This is a genomic window from Streptomyces sp. DSM 41931, from assembly GCF_050271085.1.
GTDB classification, from domain to species: domain Bacteria; phylum Actinomycetota; class Actinomycetes; order Streptomycetales; family Streptomycetaceae; genus Streptomyces; species Streptomyces albogriseolus.
In genome coordinates, this window is record NZ_CP189902.1 from 5,068,565 (window position 1) to 5,089,062 (window position 20,498).

Here is a 20,498-nt window from a genome sequence, read left to right on the forward strand (position 1 = left end):
TCGGGCTCACACGCCGGACGGGCTGAGTGTCTCGGCCCGTCCGGCGTTGTCGCGCACCCGGATGTGCCGCAGGCCCGCCACCGCGATCCCCGCCGCGACGAGGAGCAGCAGCGCCCCGGCGACCGCGGCGCCCCGCATCCCGTCGGTGAACGCCTCGCGTGCCGCTGCGGCCAGGGCGTCCCCCGCGCGCCCCGGCAGGTCGGCGGCGACGGCGAGCGCCCCGCCGAGGGTCTCCCGCGCCGGTTCGGGCGCGGTGTCCGGCATCGCGTGCCGGTAGACGGCGGCGCCGATCGACCCCAGGGCGGCCATGCCCAGGGCGCCGCCGAACTCGGTGCCGGTCTCCAGCAGGGACGACGCCGAGCCCGCCCGGTCCACCGGGGCCGAGCTGAGCGCCAGGTCGGTGAGCAGGGACATCACGACGACGATGCCCGCGGCCATCACCCCGCACGCCGCCAGCACCAGCCACAGGGAGTCCGTGCCGGCCAGGGCGAGCAGCCCGTAGCCGCAGGCGGAGATCACGAACCCGGCGGTGACGACGTGCGCGCGCTCGGCGCCGCGCTGCACCAGCAGCGCGGCGACCGGGGCGGCGACGCCGATGAGCACCGACGGCAGCAGGCTCCACAGCGCGGCCTCCAGCGCGCTCCTGCCGAGCACCGACTGAAGGTACTGGGTGGTGAAGATGGCGGAGCCCATCATCCCGAACGCCGACAGGGTGTTGAGGACGAGCGCGGGACTGAAGCCGTGCCCGCGGAACAGGGCGGGCGGGATCATCGGGGACCGCGCGGTGCGCTGCCGGTGCACGAACAGCGCGGCGAACAGCAGGCCGACGGTGATCGAGACGACGTACCGGACGTTCCAGCCCTCGGAGGGCAGTTCCTTCAGGCCGTAGACCACGGGGAGCACGGCGGCCATGGACAGCGGGACGCTTCCCAGGTCGAAGCGGCCGGGGGAGGGGTTCCTCGACTCCGGCAGCAGCAGCGGGCCGAGGACCAGCAGCAGCACCATCGCGGGCAGGTTGACCAGGAAGACCGAGCCCCACCAGAAGTGCTCCACGAGCAGCCCGCTCATCACCGAGCCGAGCGCGATGCCGCCCGTCATCACCCCGGACCACAGCCCGATCGCCTTCGCCCGCTGGCCGGAGTCGGTGAACATCGTGCGGACCAGCGCCATCGTCGCCGGCATCAGGGTGGCGCCGCCGAGGCCCAGCACCGCGCGGGCCACGATCAGCGTCTCGGCGGACCGCGCGTAGGCCGCGAACAGGGAGGCGGCGCCGAAGGCGGCCGCGCCGCACAGCAGCAGCCGGCGGCGGCCGACGCGGTCACCGAGCGCGCCCATGGTCATCAGCAGGCCGGCCAGCACGAAGCCGTAGATGTCGAAGATCCACAGCTGCTGGGTGCCGGTCGGCTCCAGATCGGCGCTGATCTCGGGGACGGCGAAGTAGAGGACGGAGACGTCCATCGAGACCAGCAGCAGCGGAAGCATCAGGACGACGAGCGCCGTCCACTCACGGCGGCCGGCCCGGTTCGGGTTCGGGTTCGGTGTCATGGCGCCGACTGTACGCACGTCCTATACGGCTGTCTAGAACGCTTGTATAAGACGCCCGTATGAGGTGCGGGGTAGGCTGCGGCCATGGGACATCGTGAGGATCTGCTCGAAGGGGCCAAGCGCTGCCTGCTCGCCAAGGGATTCGTGCGCACCACGGCGCGCGACATCGTCAAGGAGTCGGGCACCAACCTCGCGTCGATCGGCTACCACTACGGCTCCAAGGACGCGCTGCTCGCGCAGGCATACGTCTCCCTCGTCGAGGGCATGGGCGACGCCTTCGACGGCGACGGCACCGTGGACGCGGCCGCGCCGGGCTCACTGGAGCGGTTCGAGCGGGTGTGGGCGAACATCATCGCCACCATGAAGGAGCCCGGCTCGGTGTGGCGCCTCAGCATGGAGGTGCTCGCCTTCGGCGACCGGCTGCCCGAGGTGCGCGCCCACCTCGCGGCGGCCCAGCGCGAGGCCGGACGCGGTCTGGTGCCGCTGCTCATGGGAGGCCGGGAGGAGGACGTCTCCGACGGGACCGCCGACACCCTCGGCGCGTTCTACGTGACCCTGATGACCGGCCTCATCGCCCAGTGGACCTTCGACCCGGCCAGCGCCCCCGACGCGGAGCGGCTCACCGCCGGCCTGCGCCAGGTGCTCGAGGCGGCCACGGCGCCCGCGGACGGCGCGTCAGCGGCAGACGCGTCTACAGACGGTGCGCCTTGAGCGCCATGTGCAGCAGCAGGCGGTCCTCGCCGTCGTCCAGGTCCAGGCCGGTGAGCCGCTCGATCCGCGACAGCCGGTAGTACAGCGTCTGGCGGTGCACGCCCAGCTCCGCCGCCGCGCGCCCGGCCTGGCCCGCGCAGTCGAGGTACACCTCGGCGGTGCGGGCCAGTTCCGTGTGCGCGGGGGAGAGCAGCGGGCTGACGGCGGGATCCTGGGCGGCGCCGGGCGACAGCGCGGTCAGCAGGCGGTACGGGCCGATCGACGCCCAGCGGGCCACCGGTCCGAGGCGCGGCTCGGCCAGCGCCGCCCGCGCCGACGCCGACGCCTCGTCCCAGGCCGTGCCCAGACCGGCCAGACCCGTACGGGGCGCGGCGATCCCCGCGGCCGCCGGGGGCGGCCCGGACCGGCCCGCCGCCCCGCCGTCCCGGGCCCGCTCCAGCAGTCGCCCGGCCGCGGTCGTCGCCGGCGTCAGCACGTCGGGGGAGCGCAGCCGCAGCAGCAGCGCCAGCGAGACGGCGGTCGCGCCCCAGGGCAGCGTGCACAGCGCGGTCGCCCCCGGCACCGTGCGGACCGAGGGCGCGTCGTCGGGGTCGGCGGACGGCCAGGGCGCGACGCAGACCACCGTGTGCGGTCCCTCCGCGCGGGAGCCCAGGGCGGTGCGCAGCTCGGCGACCGCCATGTCCCGCTGCCAGCCCCGCTCCGCCGTCAGCACCGCCCGCAGCTCCCGGGTGAGATCCGCGCCGTGCTGCGCCTCGTCCGCGAGCAGCGCGCCGATCCGCGCCGTCACCCGCATGGCCGCGTCGAGCTGCTCCGCCGTGGGTCCGGGTTCGTCCTCCAGCAGCCAGACGTAGCCGAGGGCCACCCCGCGATGCCGTACGGGGAGACAGACGCGCCCCCGGTGCACACCCGCCTCCGGTGTGCGCGGGATGTGGACCGGGCCGGTCGCGCGGGTGATCCCGAACCCCTCGAACCAGGCGCGGACGGCCGGTGTGGAGCGCCGGGTCAGGATCGAGCGGGCGCGCACCGGGTCCAGCGCCGACGGGTCGAGGTCGCCCTCGCTGTCGTACGCGCCGAAGGCGATCAGCTCGAAGTCGCGGTTCTCCAGGGTCGCCGGAGCGCCGAGGAGCTCCGAGATCTCGTCGACCAGCTCCTGGTAGTCGTCCCTGTATTCCGACGTCACCTGGGCATTCTGCCGCAAAAACCGGCACCCTTCATACATCTGTCTGAGATCTCGCTCAGGGATGCGTGACGTCTGTCGATGGCCCAGGATCAGGGCCATCCTTAGGTTTCACGGTGGTTCTCCGTGCCGTCCCCGAACCGTCGGGTGGCGGCCTCTCGCAGCTTGTGGAGGTGCCCCGTGCTGGGTCCCGTGATTCTCGCCGCGTCGCGCAGCGACCGGATGCGACGCCTGATCTCGGCGGCCCCGGTGACCAAGCAGGTCGTCGACCGCTTCATCCCCGGTGAGACCGTGGACGAGATCCTGCCGATCGTGCGGGAGCTCACCGACAACGGTCTCGAACTGACCATGGACGTCGTCGGCGAGGACATCACCACCCCCGAGCAGGCCGAGGCCGCCCGCGACGCCTACCTGGAGCTGATCGACCGGCTCAAGCCGCTGGGGCTCGGCGAGCGCGCCGAGATGTCGGTGAAGCTGTCCATGTTCGGCCAGGCGCTGTCCGGCGGCCACGAGCTGGCCCTCGCCAACGTCCGCCCGGTCGTCGAGGCCGCCGCCGAGATCGGCACCACGGTCACCCTGGACGCGGAGGACCACACCACCCTCGACTCGATGTTCGCCATCCACGAGGAGCTGCGGAAGGACTTCCCCCGGACCGGCTGCGTCATCCAGGCCTACCTCTTCCGCACCGAGGAGGACGCGCGCCGGCTCGCCGCCGCGGGCAGTCGCGTACGGTTGGTGAAGGGCGCCTACAAGGAGCCCGCCGAGGTCGCCTACCAGCAGAGGCACGAGATCGACAAGGCGTACGTGCGCATCCTGCGGACGCTGATGGAGGGCGAGGGCTACCCGATGATCGGGTCCCACGACCCGCGCCTGATCGCCATCGCCCAGGAACTGGCCCGCACCGCCGGACGCAAGCTCGACGAGTACGAGTTCCAGATGCTCTACGGCATCCGCGGCGACGAGCACCTCCGGCTCGCCGCCGAGGGCCACCGCATGCGCGTCTACACGGCCTACGGCACCGACTGGTACGGCTACTTCATGCGGCGCCTGGCGGAGAAGCCGGCCAACCTCCGGTTCTTCGCCCGCAGCATGATCAGCCGTGGCTGAGACAACTCGGTTGTGCCGCCGCCCCGGCTCCGGCCGGGGGTCCGGGGGTCGCCCCCCGGGAAGGCACAGCATGCGGCGCCTGGCGGAGAAGCCGGCCAACCTCCGGTTCTTCGCCCGCAGCATGATCACCAAGGGCTGACACCACACCCCGCTCAGACAAGGAGTTACGGAACCCATGGACGCTGTGACCCAGGTCCCCACCCCCGTCAACGAGCCGGTGCACGGCTACGCCCCCGGAAGCCCCGAACGGGCCCGGCTTGAGGCCAAGCTCAAGGAGCTGGCCGACAACCCGATCGAGCTGCCCTGCACCATCGGCGGCGTCCGGCGGATGGGCGGCGGCGAGCGCTTCGACGTGGTGCAGCCGCACAACCACAAGGCCCGCCTCGGCACCTACGCCAACGCCACCCAGCAGGACGCCCAGGACGCCATCGACGCGGCCCTCGCCGCCGCCCCCGCCTGGCGCGCCATGTCCTTCGACGACCGCGCGGCGATCATCCTGCGCGCCGCCGAGCTGCTGGCCGGACCCTGGCGCGAGACCATCGCCGCCTCCACCATGCTCGGCCAGTCCAAGACCGCCCAGCAGGCCGAGATCGACAGCCCCTGCGAGCTGGTCGACTTCTGGCGCTTCAACGTCCACTACGCGCGCGGCATCCTCGCCGAGCAGCCCCCGGCCAACTCCCCGGGCGTGTGGAACCGCCTCGACCACCGGCCGCTGGAGGGCTTCGTCTACGCGATCACGCCCTTCAACTTCAGCGCCATCGCGGCCAACCTGCCGACCGCGCCCGCGCTGATGGGCAACGTCGTGGTGTGGAAGCCGTCCCCGACGCAGACCCACGCCGCCGTGCTGCTGATGCGGCTGCTGGAGGAGGCCGGGCTGCCCAAGGGCGTCATCAACCTCGTCACCGGCGACGGCATCGAGGTCTCCAAGGTCGCCCTGGAACACCGCGACCTCGCGGGCATCCACTTCACCGGCTCCACCAAGACCTTCCAGTACCTGTGGAAGACGGTCGGCCAGAACATCGAGAAGTACCGCTCGTACCCCCGTCTGGTCGGCGAGACCGGCGGCAAGGACTTCGTCGTCGCCCACCCGAGCGCCGACCGCGCCGTGCTGAAGACCGCGCTGACCCGCGGAGCCTTCGAGTACCAGGGCCAGAAGTGCTCGGCCACCTCGCGCGCGTACATCCCGGCCTCGATCTGGAACTCCGGCTTCAAGGAGGAGTTCGCGGCCGAGGTGGACGGCATCAAGATGGGTGACGTCACCGACCTGTCCAACTTCATCGGCGCCGTCATCGACGAGCGGTCCTTCGCCAAGAACAAGGCCGCCATCGACCGCGCCAAGGAGGACCCGGCCTGCACGATCGTCGCGGGCGGCACCTACGACGACTCGGTCGGCTACTTCGTCCGCCCGACCGTCATCGAGTGCTCGGACCCGGAGAACGAGGTGTTCCGCACCGAGTACTTCGGCCCGATCCTCGCCGTCCACGTCTACGAGGACGACGCGTACGACGCGATGCTGACCCAGATGGAGTCGGTGTCCGACTACGCCCTCACCGGCTCGGTCATCGCGGGCGACCGCGCGGCGGCGGCGTACACGATGGAGAAGCTGCGTTACGCGGCCGGCAACTTCTACATCAACGACAAGTCGACCGGCGCCGTGGTCGGCCAGCAGCCCTTCGGCGGCGGCCGCGCCTCCGGCACCAACGACAAGGCGGGCGCCCCGCAGAACCTGATGCGCTGGACGCTGACCCGCGCCATCAAGGAGACGCTGGTCCCGCCGACCGACTACACGTACCCGCACATGGGCTGACGTCCCGTCGGGACGTGACAGGGGCCGGGCGCACGACGCCCGGCCCCTTCGCGCTGTCCGGGGTCAGCCGGGCATCTCCGTCCGCTCCCACCACTCGTACACCGGCAGCCGCCCTTCCGGCGTGTCCGCCTGGCGTGAGGTCGGCCGGAAGTGCTCGTAGCCGTTGCGCAGCTCGACCTTCACATCGGGGCCCGGGCTCGGGGCCGGGACGATCCGCTCGGACAGATCGTCCGGCCCGCCTTCGAGGAACACCTTCGCCGTGTCGTTCATGCCGGTCACCGTTCCCCTCCGGCCCGCGGCAGTCGCCCGCCGGGCGCCGGGATCAGCCGAGTGGCCGAGTCGGCATCAGAAGAAGCGCAGCTCAGCGGGGTGGTGGCGGTGCCGCCGTCTCAGATAGTAGGAAGCCCAAGTAATTGTGCAGACAGATGCGGCCGCCGCCCTTACTTTTGTAGGAGCCGAACGCATCGCTCGATCCAGCGAACGGCGGTTGTGAGCAGGCCCTGTGCAGGCGACCCCTGCGGCCGTGGCTCCCCGCCCCCTCCGGCGTCTCGTCACCCTCCGCGCATCTTCGAGTCCGCGCGTCTTTTCCGAAGGAGTCGATCCCTCATGCCCGAGACGACCGCCCGCCGCCGTGTCCGCCGCTCCGTCCGCAGCGCCGAGAGCGACCGCAAGAACGCCGCCGCCGCCCTGCAGCGCGCCCTCGACCGCCGGGACAACGGCGGCTCGACCGGCCACTGAGCCGCCGCCGGCCGGCCTCCGACACACCGAGGCGTCCGTATGCCGGACGCCCCATGTCATCCCGTGGGACGAGGAGTAGGGTGCCCGCATGTCTCGCAGCATCAATCTCGCAGTGATCCCCGGTGACGGCATCGGCCAGGAGGTCGTGGCCGAAGGCCTGAAGGTCCTCTCCGCCGTCCTTCCGCAGGATGTGAAGCTGGAGACCAAGGAGTACGACTTCGGCGCCCGGCGCTACCACGCCACCGGTGAGACCCTCACCGACGCCGACCTCGACGCGCTCAAGCAGCACGACGCGATCCTCCTCGGCGCCATCGGCGACCCGGGCGTCCCGTCCGGCGTCCTGGAGCGGGGCTTCCTGCTGAAGCTCCGCTTCGCCTTCGACCACCACGTCAACCTGCGTCCCTCGAAGCTCCTCCCGGGCGTCGCCACGCCGCTCGCAGGACAGCCCGAGATCGACTTCGTCGTCGTCCGCGAGGGCACCGAAGGCCCCTACACGGGCAACGGCGGAACCATCCGCAAGGGCACCGAGCACGAGGTCGCCACCGAGGTCTCCGTCAACACGGCCTTCGGAGTCGAGCGCGTGGTCCGCGACGCCTTCGCCCGCGCGCAGGCCCGCCCGCGCAAGAAGCTGACGCTGGTCCACAAGAACAACGTGCTGACCTTCGCCGGCCACCTGTGGACGAACGTCTTCAACAAGGTGGCCGAGGAGTACCCGGACGTCACCACCGACTACATCCACGTCGACGCCGCGACCATCTACCTGGTCACCGACCCCGGCCGGTTCGACGTGATCGTCACCGACAACCTCTTCGGCGACATCATCACCGACCTCGCCGCGGCCGTCTCCGGCGGCATCGGCGTCGCGGCCTCCGGCAACATCAACCCGAGCCGTGAGTTCCCGTCCATGTTCGAGCCCGTGCACGGCTCGGCCCCGGACATCGCCGGCCAGGGCAAGGCGGACCCCACCGCCACCGTCCTGTCCGTCGCCCTCCTGCTGCGCCACCTCGGTCACGACGCCGAGGCCGCCCGCATCGAGGACGCCGTCTCCGCGGACCTCGCCGAGCGCGGCGCCCTGCCCGCCCGCAGCACCTCGCAGATCGGCGACGCCCTCGCCGCACGCGTAGCCGGCTGACCCGGCGCCCACCTCGACACACTCGAAGCCGCCGGGTCGCATCCGCACCCGGCGGCTTCGACGCGTTCTTCCGCCGGGTGGCGTGTCAATGACCACCGGGCCGCATTCACCCTGTTTCTTCCGCTGCCTCCGCCGGGCGATAATCGAACGCGGAGCCGCGGACGGAGGGAATGCTCGGACGTCCTAGTACTGGCCACGGGCCGTACGGGCGTGTGCGCGGCCCGTCACTACAACCGGTGAAGGACAACCACTCATGACGACGCCCACGATCGAGCTCAAGCCCTCGGCCCACCCGCTCTCCGACGCGGAACGCGAAGCGATCCTGGCCGCCCCCGGCTTCGGCCGCCACTTCACCGACCACATGGTGACGATCAAGTGGACCGAGGGCCGCGGCTGGCACGACGGCCAGCTCGTCCCGTACGCGCCGATCTCCCTCGACCCGGCGACCACGGTGCTGCACTACGCCCAGGAGATCTTCGAGGGCCTCAAGGCCTACCGGCAGCCCGACGGGTCCGTCGCCACGTTCCGCCCCGAGAAGAACGCCGAGCGGTTCCAGCGGTCCGCCCGCCGTCTCGCCATGCCGGAGCTGCCGGTCGAGACGTTCATCGAGGCGTGCGACGCCCTGGTCACCCAGGACCAGGCGTGGGTGCCGGCGCACGGCGGCGAGGAGTCCCTCTACCTGCGCCCCTTCATGATCGCGACCGAGGTCGGGCTGGGCGTGAAGCCCGCCAACGAGTACCTGTTCCTGGTGATCGCCTCCCCGGCCGGCGCCTACTTCCCGGGCGGCGTGAAGCCGGTGTCGATCTGGGTCTCCGAGGACCGCGTCCGCGCCGTCCCCGGCGGCATGGGCGACGCCAAGACCGGCGGCAACTACGCGGCCTCCCTGCTCGCCCAGGCCGAGGCGGCCGCCAAGGGCTGCGACCAGGTGTGCTACCTCGACGCCGTCGAGCACAAGTGGGTCGAGGAACTGGGCGGCATGAACCTGTACTTCGTGTACGGGAACAAGATCGTCACGCCGGCCCTCACCGGGTCCATCCTGGAGGGCGTCACCCGTGACTCCCTGCTGGGCGTCGCCCGCGACCTCGGCTACGAGGCGGTCGAGGAGCGTGTCTCGGTCGAGCAGTGGCAGCGCGACTCGGAGAACGGCACGCTGACCGAGGTCTTCGCCTGCGGCACCGCGGCGGTGATCACGCCGGTCGGCACGGTGAAGCGGGCGAGCGGAGAGTGGCAGCAGGGCGGCGGCGAACCGGGCGAGGTCACCCTCCGTCTGCGCCAGGCCCTCCTCGACATCCAGCGCGGCACGGCGGAGGACAAGCACGGCTGGATGCGCAAGCTGGGCTAGGCCGTCACACGTCGGGTCACCCGGGGGGCTCGGCCCCAGGGTGACGCCGCGTGTTCACCCGTTCGCATCCGGGAGGGCGCGCGTCGCCCCGCAAGGAGCCTTCTCGCGTCCCACCGCCCGGTACCGGCCGGCCTGACCGCCCGGGGCCGCATGCCGCCCGCATCCTGAGACGGATCGTGAGCACGGGGGCTGCTTGTGCCAGACTTCCCCCGTGCTCTCGTTCGCCACGATTATTGGCAGCAGGCGCGCCGGTCCGCAGTGACCGCACGTACGACACCGTACGGGCGGACACCGTCGTCCTCGACCCGCGCGCAGACCTCTCGCACCCGCGAGGGGTTTTTCTGTTTCTCGGCCCACCTTCAGCCGGGGACCGGGCGCGAGGGACCATGGGGGAACGGTGGAACCGGTCATTCCGGTAGACCGAGATCCAATACAGGAGCCTTCAGACCATGACCGCAACCAGCGAGCTCGACGACTCGTTCCACGTCTTCGACACCACCCTGCGCGACGGCGCCCAGCGTGAGGGCATCAACCTCACGGTCGCCGACAAGCTGGCCATCGCACGGCACCTGGACGAGTTCGGCGTGGGCTTCATCGAGGGCGGCTGGCCGGGCGCGAACCCCCGGGACACCGAGTTCTTCGCCCGGGCCCGGCAGGAGATCGAGTTCCGCCACGCCCAGCTGGTCGCCTTCGGCGCCACCCGCCGCGCCGGCACGACCGCCGACCAGGACCCCCAGGTCAAGGCGCTCCTCGACTCCGGCGCGCCGGTGATCACGCTGGTCGCCAAGTCCCACGACCGGCATGTCGAGCTCGCCCTGCGCACCACCCTCGACGAGAACCTGGAGATGGTCCGCGACACCGTCTCCCACCTCCGCTCCCAGGGCCGCCGCGTCTTCGTCGACTGCGAGCACTTCTTCGACGGCTACCGGGCCAACCCCGCCTACGCCAAGTCCGTCGTCCGCGCGGCCTCCGAGGCCGGCGCCGACGTCGTCGTCCTGTGCGACACCAACGGCGGCATGCTCCCCGCGCAGATCCAGGCCGTGGTCGCCACCGTCCTCGCCGACACCGGCGCCCGGCTCGGCATCCACGCCCAGGACGACACCGGCTGCGCGGTCGCCAACACCCTCGCCGCCGTCGACGCCGGCGCCACCCACGTCCAGTGCACCGCCAACGGGTACGGCGAGCGGGTCGGCAACGCCAACCTGTTCCCCGTCGTGGCGGCCCTGGAGCTGAAGTACGGCAAGAAGGTCCTCCCCGACGGCCGGCTGCGCGAGATGACCCGCATCTCCCACGCCATCGCCGAGGTCGTCAACCTCACCCCCTCCACCCACCAGCCCTACGTCGGCGTCTCCGCCTTCGCGCACAAGGCCGGACTCCACGCCTCCGCGATCAAGGTCGACCCGGACCTCTACCAGCACATCGACCCCGAGCAGGTCGGCAACACCATGCGGATGCTGGTCTCCGACATGGCCGGCCGCGCCTCCATCGAGCTGAAGGGCAAGGAGCTCGGCATCGACCTCGGCGGCGACCGCGAACTGGTCGGCCGCGTCGTCGAGCGGGTCAAGGAGCGCGAGCTCAAGGGCTACACCTACGAGGCCGCCGACGCCTCCTTCGAGCTGCTGCTGCGCGCCGAGGTGGAGGGCGGGCCGCTGAAGTACTTCGAGGTCGAGTCCTGGCGCGCGATCGTCGAGGACCGCCCCGACGGCACCCACGCCAACGAGGCCACCGTGAAGCTGTGGGCCAAGAGCGAGCGCATCGTCGCCACCGCCGAGGGCAACGGCCCGGTCAACGCCCTCGACCGCGCCCTGCGCGTCGCCCTGGAGAAGATCTACCCGCAGCTCGCCAAGCTGGAGCTGGTCGACTACAAGGTCCGCATCCTGGAGGGCAAGCACGGCACCCAGTCCACGACCCGGGTGCTGATCTCCACCTCCGACGGGGCGGGGGAGTGGTCGACCGTCGGCGTCGCGGACAACGTCATCGCCGCCTCCTGGCAGGCGCTCGAGGACGCCTATGCCTACGGGCTGCTGCGCGCCGGGGTGGAGCCCGCCTGAGGCGACCGGACCTCCGGACCGGCGGGCGGCAGAATTGCCCAATGGTCCGGATGTCCGTTTCGTGGCGTATTCGGGTAGCTTCGACTATATGAAGGTCGCACCGATGCGCACCCTTGTACGTCTGCTGATCGCGCCGGTGGCCGCCGTGCTGGCGGTCCTCCTGGCCGGCGCGCCGGGGGCGCAGGCGGCCACGGACGTCTCCGTCGTCGCCGAGAAGCTGCGCGAAAGCCCTGTCTACGTCGATCCCGAGGCCCGGGACATCCTGTCGGAGTCCGACGCCGAGGCCCTCGCCGGCAAGATCGAGGACTCCGGCAAACCCGTCTTCGTCGCCGTCCTGCCGGCCGACTTCCCCACCCAGAACCTCTTCCGCGACCTGCGCACCGAGACGGGCATCACCGGTCTGTACGGCGTCCGGCTCGGCGACCGGTTCGACGCCCGTGCCGACAGCAGTGTGCTCAGCCGGCAGGGCGTGTCCAACCTGGTCGGGTCCGTGCAGGACGCAGGGGACGCCAAGGCCCAGCTCAACGACTTCGTCGACACCGCGATCCGCAGCATCGGCGGCGGAGCGCCCGACTCCTGGAGCGACGGTTCCGGCGACGTGCCCGTCGGCGGGCTGATCACGGTCGGCGCGCTGGTGGCGGCCGGCGGAGCGGGCGCGTACGCGGTGACCCGCCGCCGCAGGCGCCGTCACGAGGAGGAGCAGGCGGCCGCCCTGGAGAAGCTGCGGGTGGTGGTCGACGAGGACATCACCGCGTTCGGCGAGGAGCTGGACCGGCTCGACTTCCACCCGGGCGAGCCCGGAGCGGACGACGCGATGCGCGCGGACTACGCACGCGCGCTCGACGCCTACGAGCAGTCCAAGGCCTCCATGGCGGCGGCCCGGAAACCGGAGGACGTCCGGGCGGTGACCGAGGCCGTGGAGGACGGCCGGTTCGCGCTCGCGTCGCTGGCCGCCCGCCGTGAGGGCAGGCCGGTGCCGGAGCGCCGCCCGCCGTGCTTCTTCGACCCGCGCCACGGCCCCTCCGTCGCCGACGCCCGGTGGACGCCGCCCGGCGGGACGGAGCGCGAGGTGCCGGTGTGCGCGGCCGACCAGGCCCGGCTGGCCGAGGGCCGCGATCCCGCGGTCCGCGAGGTCGACACCGAGTACGGCCGCCGCCCCTACTGGGAGGCGGGACCGGCGTACGGCCCCTGGGCGGGCGGATACTTCGGCGGCGGGCTGCTGCCCGGACTGCTGTTCGGCACCCTGCTCGGCAGCATGATGGCCGGCCCCGGGTACGCGTCCGACTACGGCGCCGGGTACGGCGACTTCGGCGGTTACGAAGGCGGTGACGTCTCCGGCGCGGACTTCGACTCCGGGGACTTCGGCGGTGGCTTCGGCGGCGGCGACTTCGGAGGGGGCGGCTTCGGAGGCGGCGGCGACTTCGGCGGAGGCTTCTGACCCGGGCCGCGCACCACGGACGCCGAGCGCCCGCCCTCCCGTACCGGGAGGAGCGGGCGCGCTCGGTGCTGCGGGGCGTCAGGCCTTGCGGATCGCCGAGATGTCGAAGACCAGCTTGATCTTGTCGGAGACCAGCATGCCGCCCGTCTCCAGGGCGGCGTTCCAGGTCAGACCCCACTCGGAGCGCTGGATCTCGGCCTTGCCCTCGAAGCCGACGCGCTCGTTGCCGAACGGGTCCTTCGCGGCGCCGTTGAACTCCAGGTCGATGGTGATCGGCTTGGTGGTGCCGAGGATCGTCAGGTCGCCGGTGATGCGGTAGTCGTCGCCGCCCAGGGCCTCCGCCTGGGTGGAGCGGAAGGTCATGGTCGGGAACTCGTCGATCTTGAAGAAGTCCGCGCTCCGCAGATGACCGTCGCGGTCGGCGTTGCCCGTGTCGATGGTGTCCATCACCACGTCGATCGAGGCCGTGGACCGGCTCGGGTCCGCTCCGTCGAGGTGCAGCTGACCGGAGAACTCCTTGAAGTGGCCCTTCACGTTGGTGACCATCGCGTGGCGGGCGACGAAGCCGATCGTGGTGTGCGCCGGGTCGAGCTCGTAGTCGCCGGTCAGCGCTGCCAGGTCCGGGCTCACCGCCGAGCCGGTGGCGCCCTTGTCGTCGTCCTTGCGGCCGAAGAGACCCATGGTGTTCCTCCTGGGGACGGGGATGGGGAGATCCCGTTGAATGTTCAACTACTCAACACGGCCCACCGTAGACCCATTCCCTTCAATGTTCAACATCTTTCGGGGAAGGTGTCGCGATCCGTTCGTTCGAACGAGTGAGAACGAGCGGCCGGGCAACGAGCGGCCGGGCCTAGTCCGGCAGCCGGCGGGCCGGGGCGCCCTGGGTCGCGCCGCGGGTGTGGACGTACAGCTGGCGCCGGTCTCCCACGTCGAGCCGCTGGGGGAGCGGCAGCTCGTGACGCACCGGACGCGCGTGGTCGGCGAGCTGCCGGCGCGGGTCGTAGACCTGGTTGAACTTCCACAGCATGCGGGCGAAGTTCGTCTGCCCGCGCGCCAGGTTCCCGGCCAGCACCCGGGCCGCCCCGAACGCCGTGCGCAGCCCCAGGTGTTTGCGGTTGATGACCGCCTGGGTGCGCACCAGCTCCTCGTAGAAGCGCTCCAGCGGCAGCGTGGTCGGCACCACCGCGTGCTGGATGTCGAAGAGCCGGTAGTCGCGGGTGGTGAGCCGGCGCGACTCGGTGTGCCAGATCTCCGTGCCCGGGTACGGCGTCATCACGGTGAAGTGCACGATCTCCGGCACCGCCATCGCGAACTCCCGCACCACCCGGAAGCGCTCCTCGTCCCAGGCCGGGTCCACGATCAGGTTGATGGCCACCTGGATGCCCAGTCGTCGCGCCGTCTCCAGCGCCTTCAGGTTCTCGTCCGGGCTGACCCGCTTGCGGTACAGGTCGAGCCCTTCGGCGTCGATCGCCTCCATGCCGAGGAACATGTACCGCAGCCCCAGCCGCGCCCAGCGCTCGAACACCTCCGGGTGGCGCAGCAGCACGTCGGAGCGGGTCTCCAGGTAGTACTGCTTGCGGATGCGCCGCCGCTCCACCTCCGCGGCGATGGCGTTGCCGTGCTCGGGCCGGATGAAGGCCACGTCGTCCACGATGAACACGTTCGGTTCGCGGATCGCCGCGAGGTCGTCCGCCGCCGCCTCCGGGGACGCCTTGCGGTAGCTGCGGCCGTAGAACGTCCACGCGGAGCAGAACGAGCAGTCCCAGGGGCAGCCGCGGGTGAACTCGATGGACGCGCACGGGTCCAGCTCGCCGATGAAGTAGCGGCGGCGGCTGCGCATCAGGTCCCGGGCCGGGAGGGGCGTGTCGATGCTGTGCAGCATCAGCGGGGCGGGGCCCCGCCCCGACGCCGTGACGACACCGGGCACCCCCTCCACGCCGCCGTCCCGTACCGCCTCCAGCAGCGGCGCGACGGCGGGTTCGCCCTCGCCCCGGACCACGGCGTCCACCGCGCCCCGCGCCTGCTCGATGACCTCCTGGGCGACGAACGAGACGCTGTGGCCGCCGAGGAACACGAAGCAGTCCGGCAGCTCCTCCTTCACCCGCTCGGCGAGCCGGATCGCCTCGGGGATGTTCGCCAGGTAGTTCAGCGAGATCCCGAGCGCCTCCGGGCGGAACGACCGCACCTCGTCGCGCAGCCGCCGCACGCTCAGCACCTGGAGGTCGACCACCCGGACCTCGTGACCCGCCTCGCGGGCGGCGCCGGCCACCCGCTCCAGGCCCAGGGGTTCGAGCCGGAGGAAGATCTCGGAGTACATCAGGGCGCTGGGGTGGACGAGCAGCAGGCGCATGAGGGGACCTCGTCACGGTGCCGGGAGCAGGGCGGGATGTCCCTTTCGTAACCCGGTGCGCCGGGTCGCGTACTGCCCATACGCCCGCATGGCCTACCCGGCGGCACGCAGGAGTGGTTGCCCGGCGCGGCGTACCGGCCCACCGACCGCCGCGACGACCGGCGGCGGCACCCGCCGGAGGGCCGCCGCCGGGCCCGCCGCGGACGGGCCGCTGCGCTGGCGGCGTCCCCCGGGCCGGGGGTGTCCTGGATGGCGAGGCCCGCAGCGACAGCGCATGGGAGACCGTACTCGTGACCACCACCGGCTCCGCTTCCCCCTACGACCCCCCGGCGGACCCCGCCGCCTCCGCCGCGGCCGCGGCGGTCGAACAGACCCCGCCCCGCACGGACCGCCGCGTCGTCCTCGTCACCGGCGCGTCCTCGGGCATCGGCGCGGCCACCGCCCGGCGCTTCGCCGCCGGCGGATGGCATCTGCTGCTCAGCGGACGCGACCGACGGCGGCTGGAGGAGACCGCGTCCGGCACCTCCGCGGTCCTGCTGCCCGCCGACCTCGCCGCCCCGGACGGGGCGAAGATGCTGGCCGAGGCCGCGCTGCGGGAGGCCGGGCGGATCGACCTGCTGATCGCCGGGGCGGGCATCGGCTGGGCGGGCCCCTTCCTGACCATGCCGCACACCGACATCGACCGGGTGCTCTTCCTGGACCTCAACGCCACCCTCCACCTGGTCCGCGAGGTGCTGCCCGCGATGGTGGCGGCCGGGAGCGGCCGGGTGGTCCTCGTCGGGTCGGTGGCCGGCGCGGTGGGCGTCCGCGAGGAGGCGGTGTACTCCGCCGCCAAGGCCGGACTGGCCGCGTTCGCCGAGGCGCTCCGGCAGGAACTGCGCGGCACCGGCGTCGGCGTCACGCTGATCGTGCCCGGCCCCGTCGAGACCGGCTTCTTCGCCCGCCGCGGCCGCCCCTACCACCGCACCCACCCGCGCCCCACGTCGGCGGCCCGGGTCGCGGCCGCCGTCTGGGACGCGGTCAGCGAGGCCCGCGACGACACGTACATCCCGTCCTGGCTCACCCTCCCCGCCCGCGTCCGGGCCCTGACGCCCGGCCTGTACCGGAGGCTCTTGGACCGCTTCGGCTGAGGCCGTGTCCGCCGCTACGCCACCGTCTCCCGCCCGGCGGCCGTGCTGCTCCGCCGTCAGGGGCGTACCGCTAGGCTCTGCGTGTAGGACCCGACCCGAACGGGCGAATCCGTAAAACTTGGATGGGACCGGCCCGTGCGGGAGGTGCCGGACCCCGTGGGGATTCTGGCCACCGAGCCCCGGCCGCGGCTGCGCGTCACTCGGGGGGAGGCATGCGTGACGCACGTGTGTGAGGCGGCTCTCAGCTGCTGGGGTTTGTGCGACCTCCACAAGCCGCAGGGCCTCTGAGCAGTCGGAACGCCTGCATGGCCCGCTGGTTCTGTTCGGTGCTACCAGGAAAACAGTCCGGAGACTGTGAGGAGTCGACGGCTCGCAATCAGCGGCGGGCTTCGTAAGGTCACTACATGACCGTTTTGGATGAGGCGCCGGGTGAGCCCACCGACGCGCGTGGACGCGTGGCCGAACTGCACGAGATTCGTGCGCAGGCACTGGCCGGCCCGAGCGAGAAGGCGACCCGGGCGCAGCACGCCAAGGGCAAGCTGACCGCGCGGGAGCGCATCGAACTGCTGCTGGACGCGGGGTCGTTCCGTGAGGTCGAGCAGTTGCGGCGGCACCGGGCGACCGGCTTCGGTCTGGAGGAGAAGAAGCCGTACTCGGACGGTGTGATCACCGGCTGGGGGACGGTGGAGGGGCGGACGGTCTTCGTCTACGCCCACGACTTCCGTATCTTCGGCGGTGCGCTGGGTGAGGCGCACGCCACGAAGATCCACAAGATCATGGACATGGCCATCGCGGCGGGTGCGCCGCTGGTCTCGCTGAACGACGGCGCGGGCGCGCGTATCCAGGAGGGCGTCTCGGCGCTCGCCGGCTACGGGGGGATCTTCCAGCGCAACACCAAGGCGTCGGGTGTGATCCCGCAGATCTCGGTGATGCTGGGCCCGTGTGCGGGCGGTGCGGCCTACAGTCCGGCGCTGACGGACTTCGTGTTCATGGTGCGGGACACCTCGCAGATGTTCATCACCGGCCCGGACGTGGTCAAGGCGGTCACGGGCGAGGAGATCACCCAGAACGGGTTGGGCGGCGCGGACGTGCACGCCGAGACGAGCGGTGTGTGCCACTTCGCCTACGACGACGAGGAGACCTGCATCGCCGAGGTGCGGTACCTCCTCTCCCTGCTCCCGCAGAACAACCGGGAGAACCCGCCGCGGGTGGACACCTCCGACGCCGCCGACCGCCGCAGCGACGTGCTGCTGGACATGGTCCCGGCGGACGGCAACCGTCCGTACGACATGGCGAAGGTGATCGAGGAGATCGTCGACGACGGCGAGTACCTCGAGGTCCACGAGCGCTGGGCGCGCAACATCATCTGCGCGCTGGCCCGGATGGACGGCCAGGTCGTCGGCATCGTCGCCAACCAGCCCCAGACGCTGGCCGGTGTGCTGGACATCGAGGCGTCCGAGAAGGCCGCCCGCTTCGTGCAGATGTGCGACGCCTTCAACATCCCCATCCTCACCTTCCTGGACGTGCCCGGGTTCCTGCCGGGTGTGGACCAGGAGCACGGCGGCATCATCCGCCACGGCGCGAAGCTGCTGTACGCGTACTGCAACGCCACGGTGCCGCGGATCTCGCTGATCCTGCGCAAGGCGTACGGCGGCGCGTACATCGTCATGGACAGCCAGTCCATCGGCGCCGACCTGACCTATGCCTGGCCGACGAACGAGATCGCGGTGATGGGCGCGGAGGGCGCGGCCAACGTGATCTTCCGCCGGCAGATCGCCGAGGCCGAGGACCCCGAGGCCATGCGGGCGCGCATGGTCAAGGAGTACAAGTCCGAGCTGATGCACCCCTACTACGCCGCCGAGCGGGGTCTGGTCGACGACGTGATCGACCCGGCCGAGACCCGCGAGGTGCTGATCCGTTCGCTGGCGATGCTGCAGACCAAGCACGCCGACCTGCCGTCGCGCAAGCACGGCAACCCGCCCCAGTAAGTGGGAGAACTGACGATGACGACACCTGACATCCGTGTGGAGAAGGGGCATGCCGAGCCGGAGGAGGTCGCGGCGATCGCGGCGATCCTGATGGCTCGCGCGGCCGCACCGCAGCCCGCCGCACCGGCCCACCGGGGCCGCCCCCGGGCCGGCTGGCGACGCCTGGAACGCGAGCCGGGCTTCCGAGCCCCCCACAGCTGGCGCTGACCCCAAAGGGCCCCACCTTCACCAAGAAGGTGGGGCCCTTCCACTCGGCACCAAGGCCCCGTACCCACGGAAACAGCCCCCGTGCCACAGAGGCGCCGGGGGCTGTTCTCGCGTGGAGGCGCCTAGCGAAGGCGCGCCATCAGCGCATGCTCCACGAGCGTGATGAGCGCCGACTTGGCGTCGGCCCGATGCCGCGCGTCCGTCGTGATGATCGGCGTGTCCGGCCCGATCTGCAGAGCCTCCCGGACCTCGTCCGGAGAGTACGGCTGCTGTCCGTCGAAGCCGTTGAGGGCGATGACGAAGGGCAGCCCGCTGTTCTCGAAGTAGTCGACCGCGGGGAAGCAGTCCGCGAGACGCCGCGTGTCGACCAGCACGATCGCACCGATGGCGCCGCGCACCAGGTCGTCCCACATGAACCAGAAGCGGTCCTGGCCGGGGGTGCCGAACAGGTACAGGATCAGGTCCTGGTCCAGGGTGATACGGCCGAAGTCCATGGCCACCGTGGTGGTGGTCTTGTCCCCGGTGTGGGTGAGGTCGTCGATGCCTGCCGAAGCAGACGTCATGACGGCCTCCGTGCGCAGCGGGTTGATCTCCGAAACGGCCCCGACGAACGTGGTCTTGCCCACGCCGAAGCCACCCGCCACCACGATCTTCGCCGAGGTGGTGGAGCGGGAAGGACCGCCGCTAGAGCTTGCGAAGTCCACTGAGCACCCTTTCGAGCAGTGTCACGTCTGGCTGGCCGCCGGCGTTCTCGTCGCCGCCGGGCTGATGGATGGCGACCAGTCCCGCCTCCGCCAAGTCGGCGACGAGGATCCTGGCCACGCCGAGAGGGATGGTCAGCAGGGCCGAGATCTCGGCCACCGACTTGATTTCCCGGCAGAGGTTGCAGATCCGCTGATGCTCGGGCAGCTGGCCCTGCATCTGGTGCGGCTGCGCGGTGGTGTGCACCAGCGCCTCGATGGCGAGCTGGTACCGCGGCCTGGTGCGGCCGCCCGTCATCGCGTACGGGCGCACCAGGGGATTGTGCGACGCCCCGGCGGGCGACGACTCGGGTGCCCGGCGCTGCGGCTGCACGGGCTGGATGCGCGGGCTGTGCGGCTGGTCGTACGGCGAGGGGCCGGGGCCCTGAGGCGCGTACGGCTGACCGTGCTGCGGCGTGGAGGGGTAACCGTACCGGTTCTGGGAACCGTCGTTCTGACCCTGGGCAGGGCCGTACGACCAGTTGCCCGCCGATGAACCGTCTGGGGGTGTTGCCACTTTCTCCTCCTCCGACTGTGCCTGGCACCCATCTGTGTGGAGCCGCGTCCCGAAACCTTACGGCCCCGGGACGCCATATCGCACCGTCCGTTTGTCAGTTGAGAAGGCTCCCCTGGAGCTCCGCTCGAAGGTCCGGCGTGAGGACCGTACCCGCTCGGTCGACCAGAAGGGCCATCTCGTAACCAATGAGACCGATGTCCGCCTCGGGATGTGCGAGGACCGCGAGCGACGAACCGTCGGAAATGGACATGATGAAGAGGAATCCCCGCTCCATCTCCACAACCGTCTGATTCACGCTGCCGCCCTCGAAGATCCGAGAGGCGCCGGCGGTGAGTGAGGTCAGACCGGAGGCGACGGCCGCGAGCTGGTCGGCGCGGTCGCGGGGGAAGCCTTCGGACATCGCCAGAAGGAGTCCGTCGGCGGAGACCACCACCGTGTGGGACACCCCCGGGGTGTTGTCCACGAAGTTGGTGATCAACCAGTTCAGGTTCTGTGCCGCCTGGCTCATCGGGCTCACA

Annotated in this window: 19 protein-coding genes; 11 read left to right on the plus strand and 8 right to left on the minus strand. The window is 71.4% G+C overall.

Annotated elements, in window-relative coordinates:
* Positions 1–6 precede the first annotated feature (6 nt).
* Positions 7–1,545: an MFS transporter gene (locus ACP7TJ_RS23515; RefSeq protein ID WP_427765143.1), complete on the minus strand. Its 1,539-nt coding sequence runs from the start codon at positions 1,543–1,545 to the stop codon at positions 7–9.
* 84 nt (positions 1,546–1,629) lie between these two features.
* Between ACP7TJ_RS23515 and ACP7TJ_RS23520 the strand changes: the two genes are divergently transcribed.
* Positions 1,630–2,256, plus strand: a complete 627-nt coding sequence (locus ACP7TJ_RS23520; protein ID WP_427765146.1) for a TetR/AcrR family transcriptional regulator — start codon at positions 1,630–1,632, stop codon at positions 2,254–2,256.
* On the opposite strand, the gene ACP7TJ_RS23525 is transcribed toward ACP7TJ_RS23520, so the two are convergent.
* Positions 2,237–3,475 carry a PucR family transcriptional regulator gene (locus ACP7TJ_RS23525; protein ID WP_391634045.1) on the minus strand — a complete coding sequence of 413 codons (1,239 nt, stop codon included), beginning with the start codon at positions 3,473–3,475 and terminating at the stop codon, positions 2,237–2,239. The two genes, ACP7TJ_RS23520 and ACP7TJ_RS23525, sit on opposite strands and share 20 nt — an antisense overlap.
* A 138-nt stretch (positions 3,476–3,613) precedes the next feature.
* Here ACP7TJ_RS23525 and ACP7TJ_RS23530 point away from each other — a divergent pair, with 138 nt between their 5' ends.
* Positions 3,614–4,540 carry a proline dehydrogenase family protein gene (locus ACP7TJ_RS23530; protein WP_367535458.1) on the plus strand — a complete coding sequence of 309 codons (927 nt, stop codon included), beginning with the start codon at positions 3,614–3,616 and terminating at the stop codon, positions 4,538–4,540.
* Positions 4,541–4,715: 175 nt separating this feature from the next.
* A complete protein-coding gene (gene pruA / locus ACP7TJ_RS23535) occupies positions 4,716–6,347 on the plus strand; it encodes an L-glutamate gamma-semialdehyde dehydrogenase (RefSeq protein WP_093768039.1) in 1,632 nt (543 codons plus the stop codon).
* A 63-nt stretch (positions 6,348–6,410) separates the two neighbouring features.
* On the opposite strand, the gene ACP7TJ_RS23540 is transcribed toward pruA, so the two are convergent.
* A complete protein-coding gene (locus tag ACP7TJ_RS23540; protein WP_093768117.1) occupies positions 6,411–6,617 on the minus strand; it encodes a DUF5988 family protein in 207 nt (68 codons plus the stop codon).
* 336 nt (positions 6,618–6,953) lie between these two features.
* Between ACP7TJ_RS23540 and ACP7TJ_RS23545 the strand changes: the two genes are divergently transcribed.
* The 5 genes from ACP7TJ_RS23545 to ACP7TJ_RS23565 all read left to right on the plus strand — a co-directional run bounded on the left by ACP7TJ_RS23545 (position 6,954) and on the right by ACP7TJ_RS23565 (position 13,048).
* A complete protein-coding gene (locus tag ACP7TJ_RS23545) occupies positions 6,954–7,085 on the plus strand; it encodes a hypothetical protein (RefSeq protein ID WP_093768038.1) in 132 nt (43 codons plus the stop codon).
* Positions 7,086–7,173: 88 nt separating this feature from the next.
* On the plus strand, positions 7,174–8,217 hold the full coding sequence (locus ACP7TJ_RS23550; protein WP_266549098.1) for a 3-isopropylmalate dehydrogenase: 1,044 nt from the start codon (positions 7,174–7,176) through the stop codon (positions 8,215–8,217).
* A 253-nt stretch (positions 8,218–8,470) separates the two neighbouring features.
* Positions 8,471–9,559, plus strand: coding sequence for a branched-chain amino acid aminotransferase (locus ACP7TJ_RS23555; protein ID WP_387624605.1), 1,089 nt, complete (start codon positions 8,471–8,473; stop codon positions 9,557–9,559).
* 449 nt (positions 9,560–10,008) lie between these two features.
* Positions 10,009–11,610: a citramalate synthase gene (gene cimA, locus ACP7TJ_RS23560; RefSeq protein WP_320586807.1), complete on the plus strand. Its 1,602-nt coding sequence runs from the start codon at positions 10,009–10,011 to the stop codon at positions 11,608–11,610.
* A gap of 88 nt (positions 11,611–11,698) precedes the next feature.
* Positions 11,699–13,048, plus strand: coding sequence for a hypothetical protein (locus ACP7TJ_RS23565; protein WP_093768034.1), 1,350 nt, complete (start codon positions 11,699–11,701; stop codon positions 13,046–13,048).
* 78 nt (positions 13,049–13,126) lie between these two features.
* Here the strand turns inward: ACP7TJ_RS23565 and ACP7TJ_RS23570 are convergent, their stop codons facing one another.
* Positions 13,127–13,729: a YceI family protein gene (locus tag ACP7TJ_RS23570; protein WP_193459862.1), complete on the minus strand. Its 603-nt coding sequence runs from the start codon at positions 13,727–13,729 to the stop codon at positions 13,127–13,129.
* Between the two features lie 169 nt (positions 13,730–13,898).
* Positions 13,899–15,398, minus strand: a complete 1,500-nt coding sequence (gene hpnR, locus ACP7TJ_RS23575) for a hopanoid C-3 methylase HpnR (RefSeq protein WP_093768032.1) — start codon at positions 15,396–15,398, stop codon at positions 13,899–13,901.
* Positions 15,399–15,688: 290 nt separating this feature from the next.
* On the opposite strand from hpnR, the gene ACP7TJ_RS23580 reads away from it, so the two are divergent.
* The 3 genes from ACP7TJ_RS23580 to ACP7TJ_RS23590 all read left to right on the plus strand — a co-directional run bounded on the left by ACP7TJ_RS23580 (position 15,689) and on the right by ACP7TJ_RS23590 (position 18,723).
* Complete coding sequence (locus ACP7TJ_RS23580) at positions 15,689–16,528, plus strand: SDR family NAD(P)-dependent oxidoreductase (RefSeq protein WP_167745160.1); 840 nt, start codon at positions 15,689–15,691, stop codon at positions 16,526–16,528.
* 404 nt (positions 16,529–16,932) lie between these two features.
* A complete protein-coding gene (locus tag ACP7TJ_RS23585) occupies positions 16,933–18,516 on the plus strand; it encodes an acyl-CoA carboxylase subunit beta (RefSeq protein ID WP_367549148.1) in 1,584 nt (527 codons plus the stop codon).
* 15 nt (positions 18,517–18,531) lie between these two features.
* Positions 18,532–18,723, plus strand: coding sequence for an acyl-CoA carboxylase epsilon subunit (locus ACP7TJ_RS23590; RefSeq protein WP_093769008.1), 192 nt, complete (start codon positions 18,532–18,534; stop codon positions 18,721–18,723).
* Between the two features lie 122 nt (positions 18,724–18,845).
* Here the strand turns inward: ACP7TJ_RS23590 and ACP7TJ_RS23595 are convergent, their stop codons facing one another.
* From ACP7TJ_RS23595 to ACP7TJ_RS23605, 3 genes are all read right to left on the minus strand, one after another.
* Complete coding sequence (locus ACP7TJ_RS23595; protein WP_093769009.1) at positions 18,846–19,427, minus strand: GTP-binding protein; 582 nt, start codon at positions 19,425–19,427, stop codon at positions 18,846–18,848.
* The gene (locus tag ACP7TJ_RS23600; RefSeq protein WP_093769010.1) at positions 19,408–19,980 is read right to left on the minus strand and encodes a DUF742 domain-containing protein; all 573 of its coding nucleotides are present in this window, start codon (positions 19,978–19,980) and stop codon (positions 19,408–19,410) included. The genes ACP7TJ_RS23595 and ACP7TJ_RS23600 overlap by 20 nt, the downstream gene beginning before the upstream one ends.
* Positions 19,981–20,074: 94 nt before the next feature.
* Positions 20,075–20,488: a roadblock/LC7 domain-containing protein gene (locus ACP7TJ_RS23605; protein ID WP_004983065.1), complete on the minus strand. Its 414-nt coding sequence runs from the start codon at positions 20,486–20,488 to the stop codon at positions 20,075–20,077.
* Between the last annotated feature and the right edge of the window lie 10 nt (positions 20,489–20,498).

What these genes read in the sequence shown, in the direction of transcription:
- ACP7TJ_RS23515 (WP_427765143.1), bottom strand. Translation starts at nt 1,545, where the DNA reads ATGACACCGAACCCGAACCCGAACCGGGCCGGCCGCCGTGAGTGGACG.
- ACP7TJ_RS23520 (WP_427765146.1), top strand. Translation starts at nt 1,630, where the DNA reads ATGGGACATCGTGAGGATCTGCTCGAAGGGGCCAAGCGCTGCCTGCTC.
- ACP7TJ_RS23525 (WP_391634045.1), bottom strand. Translation starts at nt 3,475, where the DNA reads ATGTATGAAGGGTGCCGGTTTTTGCGGCAGAATGCCCAGGTGACGTCG.
- pruA (WP_093768039.1), top strand. Translation starts at nt 4,716, where the DNA reads ATGGACGCTGTGACCCAGGTCCCCACCCCCGTCAACGAGCCGGTGCAC.
- ACP7TJ_RS23540 (WP_093768117.1), bottom strand. Translation starts at nt 6,617, where the DNA reads ATGAACGACACGGCGAAGGTGTTCCTCGAAGGCGGGCCGGACGATCTG.
- ACP7TJ_RS23545 (WP_093768038.1), top strand. Translation starts at nt 6,954, where the DNA reads ATGCCCGAGACGACCGCCCGCCGCCGTGTCCGCCGCTCCGTCCGCAGC.
- ACP7TJ_RS23550 (WP_266549098.1), top strand. Translation starts at nt 7,174, where the DNA reads ATGTCTCGCAGCATCAATCTCGCAGTGATCCCCGGTGACGGCATCGGC.
- ACP7TJ_RS23555 (WP_387624605.1), top strand. Translation starts at nt 8,471, where the DNA reads ATGACGACGCCCACGATCGAGCTCAAGCCCTCGGCCCACCCGCTCTCC.
- cimA (WP_320586807.1), top strand. Translation starts at nt 10,009, where the DNA reads ATGACCGCAACCAGCGAGCTCGACGACTCGTTCCACGTCTTCGACACC.
- ACP7TJ_RS23565 (WP_093768034.1), top strand. Translation starts at nt 11,699, where the DNA reads ATGAAGGTCGCACCGATGCGCACCCTTGTACGTCTGCTGATCGCGCCG.
- ACP7TJ_RS23570 (WP_193459862.1), bottom strand. Translation starts at nt 13,729, where the DNA reads ATGGGTCTCTTCGGCCGCAAGGACGACGACAAGGGCGCCACCGGCTCG.
- hpnR (WP_093768032.1), bottom strand. Translation starts at nt 15,398, where the DNA reads ATGCGCCTGCTGCTCGTCCACCCCAGCGCCCTGATGTACTCCGAGATC.
- ACP7TJ_RS23585 (WP_367549148.1), top strand. Translation starts at nt 16,933, where the DNA reads ATGACCGTTTTGGATGAGGCGCCGGGTGAGCCCACCGACGCGCGTGGA.
- ACP7TJ_RS23590 (WP_093769008.1), top strand. Translation starts at nt 18,532, where the DNA reads ATGACGACACCTGACATCCGTGTGGAGAAGGGGCATGCCGAGCCGGAG.
- ACP7TJ_RS23605 (WP_004983065.1), bottom strand. Translation starts at nt 20,488, where the DNA reads ATGAGCCAGGCGGCACAGAACCTGAACTGGTTGATCACCAACTTCGTG.